This window comes from Bartonella sp. AU18XJBT, from assembly GCF_028618595.1.
GTDB lineage: Bacteria > Pseudomonadota > Alphaproteobacteria > Rhizobiales > Rhizobiaceae > Bartonella.
In genome coordinates this window covers 19,626-38,462 of sequence record NZ_JAQITE010000019.1, presented here as the reverse complement: position 1 = coordinate 38,462, position 18,837 = coordinate 19,626, and the positions used below count along the sequence as shown (strand labels likewise).

The window sequence follows — 18,837 nt, the reverse complement described above, 5'->3', positions numbered from 1 at the left end:
CGTATTGTATGAGCAGATTCTTTTACGTGTGCTTTAATGGCTTCAAGATTGGTAAAACTTTCAATAAGGCGCGATTTATGGACAGCTTGCAGAGTGAAAGCACGGCGTAATTGGCGGCGCAAGAAGGGACCGACCAGCGCTAAAGAACCCATTTGTAAAGGTAAAATGATAAGGACAATAAAGGTCAGTTTTGGACTAATGGAAAAGAGTGCAGCAATATAAATAATGGCAAAGAGAACATTTAGCACAGTTGTGGCGATGGTTCCTGTTAAAAAACCGCGAATTGTATCAACTTCTCCAATACGTGAAAACAATTCTCCCACTTGCCAACGGCGTAAAGTGGGCAAGGAGAGACTTAAAAGATGGGTGTAAATGCGCCGTCCAAATTCTAGCGTAAGCCGATTGGCTAAATAAGCTCCTAAGTAGCCTGAAAGAGTGCTAAGAGCTGTGCTAAACAGCATGATAGCAACCATCAAGACAACGATAGCATAGAGACTTTCAATACGCTGAAAAGGGAGAATACGGTCGATAATCGCTTGAAAAATAAAAGGATTCACCAAGCCCAGCAAACGCAAAACAACAGCAACGTAACTGAGTTCGATGACATAATAGATATATTTCTTTGTTGTTCTTGTAAACCAAGAGAAGGATACTGGTTTTTCTTGTGAATGACTCATTTGAATTTATGATTTTATTTAAGAGAAAGAGCGATTGATGTCGCATATTTAAACAGTATTGTAAATAGTATTATATTTATAAAAAATATACATTTTGTAGATTATAATATAAACACAATATATTTATTGTTTATACAGTATTTTTATTATTATTTTTACAAATTATGTTTGACTTATTATAAAATTAACAGTAAAGAATTGCCCACTGCATCATTATGATACAGTTATTTTTAATAATAAAAGGAGGATTTAAATGGGTAGTTCAAGCTCATCAAATGATTCAAATAGTAACTCACATCCAAAAAGTTGGCTTTTTCCAGAAGATGATTATAGTACAGACGCTTATGCCCAAGCAGCAGGTACAGGTGGCATTGTAGGAACAATATTAGGAGGTGGTGCTGGTGCAGCTGGAGGTTCTATTGCTAGACCAGGAGGTGCAGGTACTGGCTTACTCGGTGGAGCAGTAAGCGGCGGAATAGGAGGAGCTGGTGATTCAAGTAGTAACTCACATCCAAAAAGTTGGCTTTTTCCAGAAAAAGATGATTGTAGCGCAGGCGCTCATGCCCAAGCAGCAGGTGCAGGCGGCATCATAGGAGACGTAATAGGAGGTATTGCTGGTGCAGTCGGAGGTATTTTTTCTGGATCGGGAGGTGTCGGTTCTGGCTTTGTCAATGGAGCAATAGGAGGTGGACTAGCAGGAGCTGGTGACGCCTTGGCAGATAAATACAATGCATGCTATACGGCACCAAGTTGTGAAGTAAGCGATTATGCTGAAGCAGCTGCCATACACGGAGGCATAGGAGCAGCAGCTGGTTTAGTAACTGGTGCAGGTGTAGTAGTAAGCGGATTAGGAGGAGCTGCTAACGGTTTTATAGATAAGTACAATGAACGCCATCCGAATCCAAGTTGTGAAACAAGCGATTATGTTGAAGCAGCTGTCATAAAGGGAGGCGTAGGAGCATTAATTGGTGCATTAAGGGGGCCAGGTGGAATAGCCGCAGGCGGATTAGGAGGAGTTGCTACAGGTTTAATAGATAAGTACAATGAATGCCATTCGTAAAGTGGAAGAACACTGTTTCTAATTTATTTAGAAAATAACAATAAAGATATTTCTGAGATCAGTGATATTATAAACATACTTTAAAGCTATGGCTAAACTGATTTCAGGGATATTTTTGTATATGATAATAGATATTTTATTTTGGATTTTTTTGTTATGAATACTTTTACTAGCTCCTTAATGGCAACGTTTATATACGAATTTTTAATGATTCTTTATAATATGCTTAAAGGTGGGAATTGGAGTATAAAAATGGAAATATTATCAACAATTAGGTTTTTTATACTATATTATGCTGCAAATTTATTAATTGAATATACGGGAATTTTAAAATAATATAGAATTACGTTATTATCAGCATTTTATTATTTATCATAATTTATACATTTTACAAATTATATTTGATTTTTTTACTAAATAGCATGCATCATCAGATGATTAAAGTAGTAACTCACATCCCAAAAGTTGGCTTTTTCCAGAATAAGATGGTTGTAGCGCAGGCTCTTATGCTCAAACAGTAGGCACAGGCGGTCTCGTGGGAGCCTTATTAGGAGGAGGGGCTGGGTGCAGTAGCTGGTCTACCTAGAGTAGTAGGAGGCGGATTATTAGGAGCTGCTATCGGTTTGATAGATAAGTACAATCAATGCCATCCGTAAAGTGGAAGAACACTGTTTCTAATTTATTTAGAAAATAACGATAAAGATATTTCTGAGATCAGTGATATTGTAAACATACTTTAAAGCTATGGTAATTGATTTCAGGAATATTTTTGTTTAAGACAATAGATATTTTATTTTGGATTTTTTTGTTATGAATAATTTTACTGGCGCCTTATTGGTAACGTTTATATATGGATTTTCAATTTTTTTTTACAATAGATCTAAAGGTAAGAACTGGAGTATAAAAAGGAAGATATTATCGACAATTACGTTTTTTATATTATATTACTCTGGAATTTTATTAGCTAAATATATGGGAATTTTAAAATAACATAAAATAAAGTTATTATCAGTATTTTATTATTTATTATAATTTATATATTTTTACAGATTATAGTTTATTTCTTGCTAAATAGCATGCTCATCACATGATTCAATTATTAACTCACATCTAAAAATTTTGCTTTTTCCAGAAAAAGATGATTGTAGCGCAGGCGCTCATTCCTAAGCAGAAGGTGCAGGCGGACTCATAGGAGAAGTAATAGGAGGTATTGCTGGTGCGTTATTGGGTCCGGAAGGAGCGCTAACAGGCAGATTAGGAGGAGCAGCTAACGGTTTGATAGATAAGTACAATAAATGCCATTCATAAAGTGGAAGAACACTGTTTCTAATTTATTTAGAAAATAACGATAAAGATATTTCTGAGATCAGTGATATTGTAAACATACTTTAAAGCTATGGTTAAACTGATTTCAGGGATATTTTTGTTTATGACAATAGATGTTTTATTTTTGATTTTTTATTATGCATACTTTTACTAGCTCCTTAATGACAGCAATTGCATTTGGATTTTGCATGTTTTTTTACAATAGATTTAAAGGTGAGAACTGGAGTATAAAAAGGACAATATTATCAACAATTATGTTTTTTATATTATATTATGCTGGAAATTTATTAGTTAAATATATGGGAATTTTATAAAGATTGTTTATATATAAAATTATATTTAATTAAGTTAAGTTTATTATTTATAGCATTCTCAATTTCTATCTATATCTCTCTATATATAAAATCATTCATAAAGTAGATGAAATTTCAGTCTGGATTTTTTGTTATGCATACTTTTACTAGCTCCTTAATGACAGCAATTGGATTTGGACTTTGCATGTTTTTTTACAATAGATTTAAAGGTGAGAACTGGAGTATAAAAAGGACAATATTAACAACAATTAGGTTTTTTATATTATACTATGCTGCAAATTTATTAATTGAATATATGGGAATTTTATAAAAATTATTTATATAAATTATAATTATTTTAGTTAATCTTGTTATTTATATATACATATATTAAATCAATAGTGAAATAGCTAAAACTTTTGATATATATAATATAAACATAATGTATTTATTATTTATAAAGTATTTTTATTGTTATTTATACAAATTATATTTGAAATTTGCTAAAATGAATAATAACATAATTCCCACCGTATCGTTGTAATACAGTTATTTTTAATAATTAAAAAATTATTTATTATGTTTCGTTCATTTGGTTCTAATTTTTCTAGGTTGGTCTAATTTTACATCAATGAATTTTTCAAGCAGTGGGTCACGACCTGGGGGTACTGTTGGAGATTATCTCTCTGCAGGATTTTCAATGGGACATAGGGGACATAATATGGGAGTGGTAATTGGTGGAGTTATGGGGGGGGGTAACTGGAGGATCAATAGGCGCTGCGGAAGGTCTATGGTTAGGAGGAAGAGTTGGTTCTGCAGTAGGATTTGGTACAGGTTTGGGATATACAGGCTATAAATGTTATCGCTAATATAAAAATCAGCAGATATTTCTAAAATGAACAAGCTTGTAGGCATAATTATGTGTCTACAAACTTGACAAGAAGGTTTAGGTGCATAATTTACAAAATTATATATTTAATTTGGATTTTTTTTATGAATGAGCTTATTAGTATTATTGTAGAATTATTATTTTCTATAGGTGCTTTATTTATATTTTTCTATACATTGTTTTCATATTATAAATCTAAAGGTTATAGTAAAAAAGAAATTTGGAAAAAAATTTTGTTAAGAATATTTTTGTTCTTTATATTATTTTCTATGACATTTTTTATTTATATACGTTATTTCTATGAACAATGATTATTCATTATTAATTTGTAATTATAAATTAATTTGGAAATTTTATTTGTTATCTATATTTTTAATATATTTTATGAATTGTTTTTTGCATTTTTTGTTTAATTATATTTATTTAAATTGTATTATGTATCTAAGGTATGTAATGAAAAAAATATTAACATTAAATCATTAATTAAGAATAAATTAGTTTTTTATATATATTTAATTTAGATTTTTTTATGAGTGATATTATTCGTATTATTGCAGAATTATTATCTTCTACATGTTTTTTCTTTATATTTTTCTATGCCATGTTTTTACATTATAAATTTAAAGGTTATAGTAACAAAGAAATTGTGAAAAAAATGTTATTAAGCACATTTTTGTTCATTATATTTATTATATTACTTTCTATAACATTTTTTATTTGTATACGTTATTTATATGAAAAATAATTATTTATTATCTTTATATAATAATGTTTTTGATATTTTATTTTCAATATTTATTTTTATATTTTCATTAATTTATAGATACAGTGGTGACAATTGGAAAAATAGCATAAATGAAGCAATTAATACATTTAGTAGGTTATTTTTGTTATTTTTGGCGTTTTATTTTATTTATATGGCGTTTAAATATATTAGATATTATTATTTATATTTAAATTATGTTTGATGAAAAATGATTTTCATTTAAATAAGTTTATATTATTTGTAATTATATATAATTTTTGTTTTATTATTATGAAGTTTCTTTATGAAATTGCAATAATCATTTATTGTAAAATACAGATGAATTTATGTGTATTTTATTGTTGATTTTTTCTGTAACTATATTACATATGCATCATATTTTATGATAAATGTATTTAATCTTTCTTGATGAGGGTATATTTTTCTATTTTCATTGGAAAAATACGCCTGTACAAAATGCTTAATTTCCTTATTAGAGAAGTCTTCTTGACTACTCTCATGATGAGATTTCTGAGCATAAAAAATATATGTAAAATCAATTATAGTATTTAAGTTTAGAATTTGAATTCAAATATTTTATCTATATGTCACGCGCTAAAAAGAGGCTATAAGTTGCCTTGGGGTGGTCAAAGAACTTGTCAGTAATGCTTATAGCCGTTGAGAGTCGATAACTGTTTTGTGCATTTCTGCACGTCTCAAAATTTATTTTTGAAATAAGCTAATTTAGTAAATGTAACTTACTATACTTCTAGCCTCTACTCATTATCTTCAGAAAGAGGAAGTGAGGCGATTTCTGTATCAAGTGCATCCATAAAATCGATAATAAAAGCAGCATTCGTTCCCAAATCTCTTGGCAAATAACGAGAAGCAGAGCGCATATCAACAAAAGTTGTATCCCCTTCATCAGTTAAACGAATGATAATGTCTGAAATGAAACCAAGGTAAAAAGTTTTTGCCATTGTTTCAATATACAGTTCATTCTCTTCACCTTTAAACTTTTTTTGAGCCACAACAGGCCAATCATAGGCTGCTAAAACATTGAGAACAGATTCGCGAATACGATCAGGTGAACCATCATAACGGCGCCCCGATATTTCTGGCCATTGTGACATCTGTAATGCTGCTTGTTCAGTCAAAACACTTTTAAGTGGCAAAGCATCGCTGGGACGTATTGTGCGAAAAAAAGCGGGTGGGCTTTGTGTGTCGGTAGAAATATCGTAAAGAGCTGGTAAGGTCAACCAAAGTCCAAAAAATAACATCAATGGTGTAGTAGTTATGAGTGAATAAATGATCCCTTTTAAAGCTTTCATTCCCCCTAGGGCTCCATAGACCCATAAGCTATGAAGTGCTTTTAAAGCAAGAAAAAGAGAAATAATCACACAGCCGCTAGAGATTCCGATCAAAATTATGAAATCAATTACGTTAATGACGGAAAAACGTTGTAAAATGACTGAAAATAATAAAATAAAGAACGCTAATCCACCAAATCGAGGGGACCATACTGCTGCTCTTGAAACGAACCGAACATATCTCTTCTTCATGAAGTTTTTTCCCCTCAATTGTAAACTATAAGCCAAGTTTTTTCAGAGTGCCTATTTTACAAAAAACTTCTGCTTATAAGAGAAAAATAAAGCACTTATTTTTGAGATCAAGGATGCATAATGTCTTATAAGTTTCCAGCGATTATTTTCGCACTTTATTGAAGGTATCAGAATTTCCTCTATAGTTTATCATGTCATTGATGCAAACTTTATGGAAACGTTTGTAAATAAAAAGAAAAAACTCAAATAGCAAGTTTTACGGTTGTTAGCAGCATATTTTTCTAGAACTTTACTCTTGATTTTTCTCTTCTGATTGCGGGGAGTTTTTTCTGTCAGATAATGCGTATCAAATAGGATATGATGATGTGCAATAGAGATTTCATTCTATCTCAATAAAAATTGAGGGATCTACAATCAGACAAACTTGAATTCGCGTATTCGATTAATAGAGAAAAAAGATAACCATTTTGAGAGGCTTTGTTTATTTTGTATAGAAAGTAAGGTGTTGTCCAAATGAGAGGTTAGTCTGTTTTTATTCATAAAATATGCGGCAGGTTGCAGATGAAAGGAAAGATTCACTTTCCTTTTTTGCAAGTGAAGAAGGGGCAAAAATACGTAAAATGACAAAACCTTCATTCAAATTTTTAGCAACCAAAACTGAATTAGCATTTATTTTAGGTTTTGATTTTTTGAGTTCTATTATTTGTATTGTTTTTCCAATGATAAGATCGAGAGTATTATCAGGGGCTGTTCGGTCATTAAGGCTATAAAAAATAATTCCGTTGTGTGTGTAAGCAGTGAGTGACCAAAATTGTCGTGTTTTCAAAGCTTTCAAATGAACAGGTCCATTTTCAAGATTAAATCTGCAGACTTTAAGAAGAAAGAGTGGATCAGCAGATTGTTGAATAGGATTATCGGGAGTAAAAGCAACAAATTGATAAGGGGCGCCGGATTTTTTAAGTGCTGTCCATATATTATTTTGTGCCCAAGTGGGGATGAGAAAGAGAACGCAAATATGAACGATAATAGCGCCAATGATTGCAAGAAGTGCGGTATGAATAAATCTAGTCACAATTTATTTGTCCTGATGGGATTTGTTCTATTGAGGGCATTGTGAGCTTTTGTAATGCCGTTGCTGAGATGATTGGGGTATCGTATAAAGTGAGAATAAGCCCGAATTCTTTTTGACTAATTGTTGCAAGCCAATTGCCGGCTTGCGGTGTAGGTGAAATATTGATGCGCAATGAGCCGTCATGCTCATAAGTAATAGCGTTCGTGTGGAGTTCAAAAGGTATTTCTTTGGATGAAGTATAGGGTTTTAGGGATTTGTCAGCTGTATAAAGGGTAAAAAGACGAGTTTCAGGGATGGTGCCTTTGAGCAAATAATGACAGTGAGGGTGGAGTGGGCGCCCTTGGTTATCTCGCCAAATCTGGAATTGAATACCTTCAGTGCGTCCGAATGAAACAATGCCTTGTTTAGCGGTGCGAGCGCGGGTATAGGGATCCATATTGGCGGTTCCCATTTGTGGATAAGCACTCCATTTTCCAATTCTAAAGAGTCCAAAATGATGAAAGGAATTGAGCACATAATCGACACTCCATTTTCCACATAAAATAGAAAAAGCGAAGATAAAAAAGAAAATGGTGATATTAAAAAACATCAGTGGATATCTTGAATTCAAAATGTTGAATCTCCAGTTGTTTTCATCTTCAACGAAATTTCAGATGGTTTTTTCAGATCTTTGTTAATCAATCGCACAATATTCAATGTTTCAGGAGAAAGCGTAGAAGGCGTTGGGGAGAAGAATTCAGAATCTGCATGGGAGGAAAGTATTGGGGGATGATAAGGAAGAAGAGAATCTTTAACACCATAGAGTTGTTTGAGCATAATATTTTGGTGTGCAGCAAGCATGATGCGTTGCCATATCATGGCAGGGACTCCACCCCCAAAAGCACGATTCATCGGTGAAAAGTTATCATTTCCCATCCATACCGCTCCAGTATAATTGCCTGTAAAGCCAACAAACCAAGCATCACGATAGGATTGTGATGTTCCAGTTTTCCCAGCGACAAGAGTCATGGGTAGAGCAGCACGCTTACCAGATCCTCGTGTTGTGACACCCACCATCATTTGGTTCATATAAGCAGCTGATTGTCTGCTGAGAACTCTGTGTAACTTATTTCCGCTATGCTCGAAATCCCATACCACATGTCCATCGATTGTTCTGATTTGCATGAACCCATGCCGATTACCAGCTATCCCGCCATTCGCAAAGACATTAAAGCCAGTTGCTTGATCCATAGGGGTCATGTTGGAAGTGCCAAGAACCATCGTTTTGTGTGATAAAATATGCGCATTAATCCCCATATTCTTGATGAGATCTATGATGGGTTGGGTATCGCGGTGAAGATATTGATAGGTGAGATACACAGGGACTGTATTAATGGAAAAAGCTAAAGCTGTTGCTAAATCAATTTTTCCCAAATAACGACCAGAATTATTTTTTGGTGTCCAACCTCCCCAATTAATAGGAGCATCTAAAACGATTGTTGATGGAGAAAGTCCGTGTTCCAGTGCGGTTGCGTAAACATAAGGTTTGAATGAAGAACCAGTTTGCCGTCCGCCTTGTGTCGCTCTGTTAAATTGGCTCTTTTTATAATCTAGACCTCCAACAATTGCGCATACGGCACCGTTATTATCGAGTATAACAGTGGCAGCTTGTGTTACGCGATATTGTTGACCATACTGATGTAAATGATATGCAATTGATTCTTCTGCTGCTTTTTGAATATTCGGATCAAGGGTCGTTTGAATAATTAAACTATGGCTTGGAAGTTGATTACGCATTTTTTTGACTTCCTCGAATGCCCAATCAAGAAAATAATCAGGCTGATTATTTTCTATTTGGGGAAGTGCCCTAGCAGGGTGGCGATGCGCATTGATAATCTGGCTCTTCGTCATAAAGCCACTATTAACAAGATTAGAAAGGACGACATTGGCACGTGTTTGAGCCGCAAAGAGATGACTATGAGGAGCATATTTTGTTGGAGCTTTAAAGAGTCCTGCTAACATAGCAGATTCACTTAAAGAGACATGACGTATGTTTTTTCCAAAATAAAATTTTGCCGCTGCGGCAATACCAAAATTGTTTCCTCCCATATAGGCTCGGTCAAGATAAAGTTGTAAAATCTGTTTTTTGCTAAAATTTGCTTCTAGCCAAAGAGCAAGATAAGCTTCTTTGATTTTACGTGTTATGGTTCTCTCGTTTGTTAAGAATAAATTTTTAGCCAATTGTTGTGTGAGAGTTGAGCCACCTTGCACCACACCGTTAGCTTGCATATTTTGTGAAACTGCCCGTGTAAGCCCTTGAAAATCAATACCCCAATGATCAAAAAAACGACGGTCTTCTGTAGCAAGAACTGCTTTAATGACAGTGTCAGGCATTTCTTCAACGGGGACAGAGATCGTTGGCAATGCACCACGGTGCCCAATGGAATTTCCATAGCGATCTAGAAAAAGAATGGAAAAGTTTTTAGGAGAAGACCAATCTGTTTTGGTCAGTTGAAAAACAGAAATGCCTAAAATAGTGAAAAGAGTAAATCCCATCAACCCTAATGTCAGTATTTCATCGAGAACTTCAACGATAAAACGTTTCCATCCTTGAAGATGAAAATTTTGTGAGACGATTTTTGCCTTTTTCCAGAAAAAACTGTTAGCAGAACGAATGTGATAAAGCGCTGTATCTAATCGTGCGTCTAATTCAATGAGAGCAGGACTGTGAAATGGCTTACGGTGTCGCCTTTTCTTTTTTTTAAAAAAATCAAACATTTAAAGAGAGCCTATGGCAAAGAAATACAACCAAACAAATCTAAAATAATTATATGGAGTAGAAGTATTTTTTTGCTATAGTGCTAAAAGAGAAAGAGTTTATTTTAGAATTATTCATTTTTCGTAAGATAGTGTATTGAGATTTTATTCTCATTATTAAAAATATTTTTATTTTGAGTTTTTAAAAATTTAGAGTAATATTAATATGTTTTTCTGTAAGATAGAGGATAAATTATTTCCATTTGTGATTTTTAAATCGACTGAAAAAAACCATTATTTCTTTTATCCTTTATCAAGGAAGAGAAGAGGTGGGTTATTGAAATATTTATGATGAAAAAAAAATTCTTGTTCGTAATAATAGCAGCTTTTTTAGGAGCGGATTCTGTTCTAGCTTCTGGGTGTGCTGAAGTAGGTAAGAAGGCTGCCGCGCAAGAGAGCGGGGTTCTCGTCCGTTCAAAACCGGTAGTTCAGGACGGAAAGGACATGTGTGCAATTGTGGTTGTTGTACCAGCCCGTAATGGTGAAAAGTTACGTCGTGTTGAGTTTTTTGTTCCTGCTGATTAGTTTTTGGCAGATGGTGTTGTGATGCGTATCTTAATCGTTGAAGATGATCGGAATCTTCACCATCAATTAGTAGAAGCTGTAAGACGTGCAGGATATGTTTCCGATAGTGCTTTCGATGGTGAAGAGGCTTATTTCTTAGGGAGCACAGAGTCTTACGACGCGGTGATACTTGATATCGGTTTACCGCAGATTGATGGTATTTATGTCGTTGAAAAGTGGCGTCAAGAAGGGCTCTCCATGCCTGTTTTAATGCTAACGGCGCGAGACCGTTGGTCTGATAAGGTTCACGGTATTGATGCTGGGGCTGACGATTATGTTGTGAAGCCATTTCATTTGGAGGAAGTGATGGCGCGCTTGCGAGCATTAATTCGTCGGGCTACGGGACATGCGACAAGTGCATTATGTTGCGGAAATGTTTTGTTGGATACGAAGACGTCTCGTGTTTTTGTGGATGGTCAATTGATTAAACTAACATCTTATGAATTCAGACTGCTTTCCTATCTCATGCATCATTGTGATAGGGTCATTTCAAGAACAGAGCTTACTGAACATCTTTATGATCAGGATTTTGATAAAGACTCGAATACGGTGGAAGTTTTTGTAGGTCGGTTACGGAAAAAGCTTGGAGTGGATTTGATTGAAACTATTCGAGGAATGGGATATCGCGTGAGAACGCTAGGTGATTAATGAATGTTGTCGAAGAGAATAATTGGTATAGGAGGTTCTTTTTTGTAATTACTCGATCTCTCAGTTTACGTGTTATGATCTTATCAACATTATGGGTTGTTATTTCTCTTTTATCGATTTCTGCAGTCAGTATTTTATTTTATAAGCGTTCAACTGAACAAAGCCTAGAGCGTATCCTTTCTGCTCAACTCTACAGTCTTATTGCAACAGTGACGGTGTCATCGGAAGGTACTTTGAGAGGTGGGGCTGGGATTGATGATATTCGTTATTCTGATCCAACAACAGGATGGTATTGGGAAGTTGTTGCGATATCCCATAATTTAAAAGGAAGATTGACATCCCCCTCATTGGGAACAGGCGAGATATTTGCACCAAGTGATGTTGATATACCTTTTGACAATAAATTCTTTCGCTCCTATCGGATAACGGGGAACAATGGTCAAAAGCTACAAGTGATTGAGAGTGATGTTGTTCTTGATAATAAAAATCATATTGCACGTTTTCGGCTTGTTGGGAATATCGATGAAGCTCATGCCCAGGTAAAGGAATTTAAGCGAACTTTGCAAATTTTTCTTTGGAGTTTCGGTATCGGGAGTGTCCTTATTAATATTGCTATTATTTTCTTTAGTTTTCAACCGTTGAAGCTTATTCGACGCGCATTGAATGATATTCGCGAAGGAAAAGTTCATTATGTGAATACGGATTTAGTAAGCGAAGTAATGCCGCTTGTACAAGAGATGAATGCTCTCATTAATAATAATCAGCGTATTATTGAGCGATTTCGCACACAGGTTGGTAATCTCGCGCATTCATTGAAGACGTCTCTATCCGTTATTATGAATGAGACAGATAAGATGCGCGGAGAAAAGGCTAGTTTGTTGAGAGAACAAACGCAAATAATGCAAGCTCAAATCAATCATTATCTTCAGCGTGCACGGATTGCAGCACAATGCGATAGTATTGTCTATCATACGTCTGTTCGCAGTGTGCTTGAACGTTTAGTGCGGGTCATGAAAAAGCTTAATCCTGAAAAACAAATTCAATTTATTATGGATGTTGATGATATTGTTTTTTCTGGAGAGAAGGAAGATTTAGAAGAAATTATAGGGAATTTGATTGAAAATGCTACTCAGTGGTCTCGAGCAAAGGTTTTGATCTCTTGTTGTTTAGAAGAAAATATTGAAGAAACAGAATATTTTAGTATCTTTGTAGAAGATGATGGTCCTGGTTTGACAGAAGACAAAATGGAGGAAGCATTAAAAAGAGGGCGGCGGTTTGATGAAAGTAAACTAGGGGCAGGCTTAGGGTTAGCAATTGTTTCAGATATGGTCAGTGAATATGGTGGTAAGCTCTTTTTATCACGTTCTGATTTGGGTGGGTTATATGCAAAAGTTTTATTACCTAAGACGGGAGAATAACATATTTTCTCCTTAAGTAAGAAATGTCTATAAAGTTTGTAAAGCAGTATTTTCAGACAATACATAACGAGTAGGGAAACATTGTTTTTAGTTTCTTTGTTTAATTGATATATATATAAGAAAAATGGACAATAGATTTTATAATATTTTCCATGAAAAAATGAATTTTTATCAATTCACATCACTCTTCTCATGAAGAGGGTAAAATGTAAGCGAGTTATTTTCTGTTCGTATTGGAAAAAAATGATATGCTCTTATTAATTTTTGCAGCATTTTTTCTGACTTTTCTGGCAAGTATTCTTTTTCTTTCACTACGTTTTGACGATGAGATAAAGAAAGAATGGAAATTTGAAACCGTAGATGGTTATAGAAGTCATAAGCATACGATTGAGTTTAACAAGCTTTATATGCATTATAAAAAAAGAAATTTTCTTAAGGCTTTGAGTATTTTGTTTGTTCTTCTGATGACATGGAGTATTTATGGGCTGACAGGCAATCCAGAAGTGAAAAGTTATTTTTTTAGCGAATTGATGGATAAAAATCCTCAAACTCTCAGTAAGCAAGAAAAGCTTATTCGTTTACAAGTGCTTTTTTTCCGTGCACCTCATGATGGCAAGCTAGCAGATGCGTTAGCGGTAGGGTATCTCGAAGAAAGCCTGTTTCAAGAAGCTGTAAATACTTATTTAGATGCACTTCGTTTGAATGGAGAAACAGCTCCAAGGCTTGTAGGATACGGTTTAGCATTGGTTGGTTATGAAGGGGGAGTGATAACGCAAGAAGCGCAAAATGCTTTTCAAAAAGCAGCAGATTTAGCGCCAACAGATTTTTATCCACGTTTATTGTTGGCCGATGCATTTCATCAAGCAGGAAAAACTGCGCAGGCAGTGCAATTTTTACAAAGCTTTCTTGATACAATGCCTGAAAATTTTTCAGGACAATCACGTGTTAAAAAAATGATGATTCAGTTACGTGATTTATCGAGTGAGCATACAGAGAAAAGAAATCTTGCACCTATGTAGAAGATGTGCAAAGCTCTTAAAAAATAAAATATTGATACTTAATTATAACGTATTTAAATTTTTTTCGTAGAGTATCTATGAACAGTCAATCTTTAAAGAATTCTGCCTCATGGAAGGTTGTTTTAGAGCAGCGAAAAAAAAAGCGCTTACTGATCATATTATTATGTTGTTTGATTATGACAATTGTAGCAAGTCTCATAGTGTATGCAATGCGTCATGCGGTTAGTTTTTTTAGAATGCCCTCTGAAATTACAAGAGAAGATATTTTAACGGGGCGTCCTTTGCGTTTGGGTGGTTTTGTTGAAAAGGGAACGGTTCAATATGTTGGAGAGAGAGGCGTTATTTTTTTTGTAACGGATAACAAAAAACATGAAAAAGTGGTTTTCAACGGTGCCTTACCGGATCTTTTTCGTGAAGGTCAGGGGGTGATTGTAGAAGGGCATTTCGATAAACAGGGCTTTTTTATAGGGATGCGCATTTTAGCAAAACATGACGAAACTTATATGCCTAAAGAAACAGCTGATCGTTTGAAAAAACATTACAGTATGGAGAAATAATTCGATTGTGCTTGTCGAACTGGGTCATATTTTTTTAGCTGCAGCATTTTCAGTAAGCTTATTAGGGGCGTTTTTACCTGCTTTAGGTTTTTGGTGGAAAGAGCGTTTGTTAATGCAAACGGCTATTCCTCTAACATATATCACTTTTACGTTACTGCTTTTATCTTTTTTAGTGATAATTTATGCTTATATCGTATCTGATTTTTCTGTTTTGAACGTTGTTGAGAATTCTCATTCAGAAAAACCGATGCTCTATAAAATTACAGGTGTTTGGGGCAACCACGAAGGCTCTATGTTGTTATGGGTTTTAAGTCTTACTTTTTTTAGTACATTGATGGCCTTTTTTAGACAACATTTGCCAGAAGATTTTAAGACGCTTGTTTTAATTTGCCAAAGTTGGATTACAAGTGCTTTTCTTTTATTTATTCTTTTTGTATCCAATCCATTTTTACGTGTGAATCCACCAGCATTGCAGGGAAATGGTCTCAATCCTCTTTTACAAGATATTGCATTAGCAATTCATCCACCGCTACTTTATTTAGGTTATGTTGGTTTTTCACTTTGTTTTTCTTTTGCCGTTGCGGCATTGATTATGGGACATGTTGATAGAATTTGGGCGCGTGGGATTCGTCCGTGGCTTTTACTTTCTTGGTGTTTTTTGACATTGGGTATTATGGTTGGCTCCTATTGGGCTTATTATGAGCTAGGATGGGGGGGCTATTGGTTTTGGGATCCTGTTGAAAATGTTTCGTTTATGCCTTGGCTTTCAGGAACGGCTCTTTTACATTCTGCTCTTGTTCTTGAAAAACGAGAAATATTGAAAAGTTGGACTTTGTTTTTAGCGCTGCTTACTTTTTCTCTTTCTCTGATGGGAACTTTTCTTGTGCGTTCGGGGCTTTTAGTTTCTGTTCATAGTTTTGCTGTTGACCCAGCACGAGGGCAAGCAATTCTTGCGCTTTTATTTTTTTTTACGGGAGCGGCGTTTCTTCTTTTTGCTTTGCGCACCCCTATTTTAAAAATAGAAAGATTTTTTCAACCAATTTCACGTGAAGGGTTTATTGTTTTAAATAATTTGTTACTTACAACAATAACAGCAACAGTATTGATTGGTACGCTTTATCCTTATTTTATTGAGGTATTAACAGGACAAAAAATTTCTGTAGGGGCTGCTTTTTTTAACCTTACCTGTGGACCGCTAATGGTTTTGTTGTTGTTGTTTGTTCCGTTGGGGACAATGATGGCATGGAAACGCGGTGATTTTCTTGCAGTTTTTGAACGGTTATGGTTTGTTTTTGTATTGGTTGGTATCGTCTGTTTTATAATATTTTATGCGACATCTTTGCGTGATATTTTTGCAGTTTTAGGGATTGGGCTTTCAGCGTTTGTTTTTTTAGGCAGTTTAGCGGATCTATGGGGAAAGAGTGGATATGGCAAGAGAGCTTTTTCAGTACGCGTTAAGAGATTTCTTGGATTGCCATGGTCTACTTTTGGTGCAGCAATAGCACATATGGGATTAGGTGTTACATTATTTGGTATTGTTTGTGTGGCAAGTTTTGGGCAAGAACGTATTTTAATTATGAACATAGGGGATAAGGTAACGATAGCGGATAAAACGCTTCATTTTGATGGAGTGTATGATGGTGTTGGTTCGAATTATTCGGCAATGGAGTTTTATTTTAAAATATATGAAAATAAAAACATTGTGGGTCATGTAACAGCCTCAAAGCGATTTTATTCAAACCAAAATACATCAACAACAGAAGTTGGTCTTCAAAATTATGGCTTATCGCAGCTATATATTGTACCAGGGCATACCGATCATCGGGGTCTTGTTGTACACATATGGTGGAAACCTTATGTAATATGTATTTGGTTAGGGGCATTCATGATGGCTATGGGGGGATGTCTTTCTCTTCTGGGGTATTGGTTTCGCATTGGCATTTACAGTAGGGTACTGTTTGCTTTAAGTTTTTGGAAAAGAGTTTGAGATGAAAAAAAATCTTTGGATTGTATTTTTTTTAATTGCAGCGTTTCCTTTTCGATTAGCGATAGCAGTAGAGCCGGATGAGATTTTAAAGGATAAGATTCTTGAAGCGCGAGCACGCCATATTTCATCGCATTTACGTTGTCCGGTTTGTCAAAATCAATCAATTGATGATTCAGATGCTGCTCTAGCACGTGATTTACGGCTTTTAATTCGGGAAAGGCTAAAAATGGGCTATAGTAATCAGCAAGTCACAGACTTTCTTGTTGAGCGATATGGTGAATTTATTCTCTTGAAACCACCATTGAATAAAATAACTTGGTTTTTATGGTTTTCGCCTTTGATCATTATCATCATTGGCGCAAGTATCGTATTTTTCCACTTTAAACGAAATAATCATGAGAAAATAATGAGTTATCTAAATGAAAAAGAATAGTCAAAAATGCTGTTGCATTAAAAAAGATGTTATATAAAAGAAAAAAATCAGATCATCTGCGAATGAGCATACAATCTTATTGTAATTATATTAGGGAATACCGAAACCTTACAAAACTTTAATAATTTAGACAGAAAATGGTAAGGTCTGGTATTTTATAAGTGATCGGAATTGGAATAAAAGTGTGATTGAATAGGAGCATAGAGTAAATGGTTAAAAAGGCTTTCTTTAAAACATTTGTCGCAGTGAGTTTTTCTGCGATATTAGAAAGTGCACTGTTTTTTAGTGGATGTACATCAAGCTTGTGGATGACAAAGGCTCATGCAAGTTCTGTATTTACCTCGTTAATTCAACAACAGGGATTTGCCGATATTGTTGCTCAAGTGAAACCTGCCGTTGTAGCAGTACAAGTAAAAAGCAATAAAAAGAAAGAAGATAGGTTCTTTAGCAACTTTTTTAGTGGTCCAGGGTTTGATCAACTACCAGATCAGCATCCTTTGAAAAGATTTTTTAAAGAGTTTTATGATTTTGATAAACCTAAAAATAAATTTTCCCACCAATCGCAAAGACTCCGTCCTGTTGCTTTTGGATCAGGTTTTTTTATTTCGTCTGATGGTTACATTGTGACCAATGATCATGTGATTTCTGACGGAACAAGTTATACTGTTGTTCTTGATGATGGTACAGAATTGAACGCAAAGCTCATTGGGAAAGACCCCAAAACCGATCTTGCTGTACTAAAAGTGAATGATAAAAGAAAATTTTCTTATGTTGATTTTGGCGATGATTCAAAGCTTCGTGTTGGGGATTGGGTTGTTGCCATTGGGAATCCATTTGGCCTTGGTGGAACTGTGACAGCAGGTATTGTTTCTGCACGTGGACGTGATATTGGCACTGGTGTGTACGATGATTTTATTCAGATTGATGCTGCTGTTAATAGAGGGAACTCTGGTGGTCCAACGTTTGATCTTAATGGAAAGGTTGTTGGGGTTAATACAGCAATTTTTTCTCCTTCTGGAGGAAATGTTGGGATTGCTTTTGCTATTCCGGCAGCAACTGTAAAACAGGTTGTACAACAACTTATTGAAAAAGGTTCAGTTCAACGTGGTTGGTTAGGTGTTCAGATTCAGCCGGTCACAAAGGAGATTTCCGATTCAATAGGTTTGAAAGAAGCCAAAGGTGCTTTGGTTACTGATCCGTTAAAAGGACCGGCAGAAAAGGCTGGTATTAAAGCGGGTGATGTAATTATTTCAGTGAATAATGAAAAGGTTGCTGATGCGCGTGAGCTGGCCAAACGTATTGCAAATATTAAACCAGGAGAAACGGTAACTATAGGGATTTGGAGATCAGGTAAGGAGGAGAGTATCAAGGTTAAACTCGCTTCAATGTCTGAAGATGAAAGTAAGAAAGAGGCTTCAAAATATTCAAATGGAGAGGGTGATGTAGATGAAACATTGGAAGATTATGGTCTGATTGTTATGCCTTCTGATGATGGTATAGGGGTTGTCGTAACGGATGTTGATACCGATTCAGATGCTGCAGATAAAGGGATACGCCCTGGTGATATCATTGTGACGGTAAATAATAAACCGGTTAAACGAGTCTCTGATATTATTAGTACAATCAAAAATGCTCAGCAGTTAGGACGAAAGGCTATACTCTTACAAGTGCGAACAAATGATCAAAATCGTTTTGTCGCTCTTCCCATTTTCAAAAAATAAGGCTTTAGTTGTAGGACAAATGTTTATTAAATATTTGTCCTACAACATAGTAAAATAATGGAGATACGTT

Annotated in this window: 16 protein-coding genes; 10 read left to right on the top strand and 6 right to left on the bottom strand. The window is 34.9% G+C overall.

The window, feature by feature from the left end; all coding sequences use genetic code 11:
• The coding region (locus tag PVV60_RS06500; RefSeq protein ID WP_273723894.1) for an ABC transporter transmembrane domain-containing protein at positions 1 to 677 on the bottom strand (677 nt) is incomplete at its 3' end.
• Positions 678 to 930: 253 nt separating this feature from the next.
• Between PVV60_RS06500 and PVV60_RS06495 the strand changes: the two genes are divergently transcribed.
• Positions 931 to 1,737 carry a hypothetical protein gene (locus tag PVV60_RS06495; protein WP_273723893.1) on the top strand — a complete coding sequence of 269 codons (807 nt, stop codon included), beginning with the start codon at positions 931 to 933 and terminating at the stop codon, positions 1,735 to 1,737.
• A 1,163-nt stretch (positions 1,738 to 2,900) separates the two neighbouring features.
• Here PVV60_RS06495 and PVV60_RS06490 read toward each other — a convergent pair.
• Positions 2,901 to 3,029 (bottom strand): hypothetical protein, encoded by a 129-nt coding sequence (locus tag PVV60_RS06490; RefSeq protein ID WP_273723892.1) that lies wholly within the window; start codon positions 3,027 to 3,029, stop codon positions 2,901 to 2,903.
• Between the two features lie 1,061 nt (positions 3,030 to 4,090).
• On the opposite strand from PVV60_RS06490, the gene PVV60_RS06485 reads away from it, so the two are divergent.
• On the top strand, positions 4,091 to 4,225 hold the full coding sequence (locus PVV60_RS06485; protein ID WP_273723891.1) for a hypothetical protein: 135 nt from the start codon (positions 4,091 to 4,093) through the stop codon (positions 4,223 to 4,225).
• Between the two features lie 1,541 nt (positions 4,226 to 5,766).
• Here PVV60_RS06485 and PVV60_RS06480 read toward each other — a convergent pair.
• From PVV60_RS06480 to PVV60_RS06465, 4 genes are all read right to left on the bottom strand, one after another.
• Positions 5,767 to 6,552: a DUF1499 domain-containing protein gene (locus tag PVV60_RS06480; protein WP_273723890.1), complete on the bottom strand. Its 786-nt coding sequence runs from the start codon at positions 6,550 to 6,552 to the stop codon at positions 5,767 to 5,769.
• 532 nt (positions 6,553 to 7,084) lie between these two features.
• Positions 7,085 to 7,624 (bottom strand): hypothetical protein, encoded by a 540-nt coding sequence (locus PVV60_RS06475; protein ID WP_273723889.1) that lies wholly within the window; start codon positions 7,622 to 7,624, stop codon positions 7,085 to 7,087.
• On the bottom strand, positions 7,617 to 8,213 hold the full coding sequence (locus PVV60_RS06470) for a DUF1214 domain-containing protein (protein ID WP_273723888.1): 597 nt from the start codon (positions 8,211 to 8,213) through the stop codon (positions 7,617 to 7,619). Before PVV60_RS06470 ends, PVV60_RS06475 begins: the two co-directional genes overlap by 8 nt.
• Positions 8,214 to 8,230: 17 nt before the next feature.
• Complete coding sequence (locus PVV60_RS06465; protein WP_273723887.1) at positions 8,231 to 10,381, bottom strand: transglycosylase domain-containing protein; 2,151 nt, start codon at positions 10,379 to 10,381, stop codon at positions 8,231 to 8,233.
• A gap of 327 nt (positions 10,382 to 10,708) precedes the next feature.
• Between PVV60_RS06465 and PVV60_RS06460 the strand changes: the two genes are divergently transcribed.
• The 8 genes from PVV60_RS06460 (at position 10,709) to PVV60_RS06425 (ending at position 18,767) form a co-directional block, all read left to right on the top strand.
• Positions 10,709 to 10,945 carry a hypothetical protein gene (locus tag PVV60_RS06460; protein WP_273723886.1) on the top strand — a complete coding sequence of 79 codons (237 nt, stop codon included), beginning with the start codon at positions 10,709 to 10,711 and terminating at the stop codon, positions 10,943 to 10,945.
• A gap of 21 nt (positions 10,946 to 10,966) precedes the next feature.
• A complete protein-coding gene (locus PVV60_RS06455; protein ID WP_273723885.1) occupies positions 10,967 to 11,632 on the top strand; it encodes a response regulator transcription factor in 666 nt (221 codons plus the stop codon).
• Complete coding sequence (locus PVV60_RS06450; RefSeq protein WP_273723884.1) at positions 11,632 to 13,050, top strand: ATP-binding protein; 1,419 nt, start codon at positions 11,632 to 11,634, stop codon at positions 13,048 to 13,050. The genes PVV60_RS06455 and PVV60_RS06450 overlap by 1 nt, the downstream gene beginning before the upstream one ends.
• Before the next feature lie 248 nt (positions 13,051 to 13,298).
• Positions 13,299 to 14,069: a tetratricopeptide repeat protein gene (locus tag PVV60_RS06445; RefSeq protein ID WP_273723883.1), complete on the top strand. Its 771-nt coding sequence runs from the start codon at positions 13,299 to 13,301 to the stop codon at positions 14,067 to 14,069.
• A gap of 77 nt (positions 14,070 to 14,146) precedes the next feature.
• On the top strand, positions 14,147 to 14,626 hold the full coding sequence (gene ccmE / locus PVV60_RS06440) for a cytochrome c maturation protein CcmE (protein ID WP_273723882.1): 480 nt from the start codon (positions 14,147 to 14,149) through the stop codon (positions 14,624 to 14,626).
• Positions 14,627 to 14,633: 7 nt separating this feature from the next.
• The gene (locus PVV60_RS06435; protein ID WP_273723881.1) at positions 14,634 to 16,613 is read left to right on the top strand and encodes a heme lyase CcmF/NrfE family subunit; all 1,980 of its coding nucleotides are present in this window, start codon (positions 14,634 to 14,636) and stop codon (positions 16,611 to 16,613) included.
• A 1-nt stretch (position 16,614) separates the two neighbouring features.
• On the top strand, positions 16,615 to 17,046 hold the full coding sequence (locus PVV60_RS06430) for a cytochrome c-type biogenesis protein (protein ID WP_273723880.1): 432 nt from the start codon (positions 16,615 to 16,617) through the stop codon (positions 17,044 to 17,046).
• 209 nt (positions 17,047 to 17,255) lie between these two features.
• The gene (locus PVV60_RS06425; protein ID WP_273723879.1) at positions 17,256 to 18,767 is read left to right on the top strand and encodes a Do family serine endopeptidase; all 1,512 of its coding nucleotides are present in this window, start codon (positions 17,256 to 17,258) and stop codon (positions 18,765 to 18,767) included.
• Positions 18,768 to 18,837 lie beyond the last annotated feature (70 nt).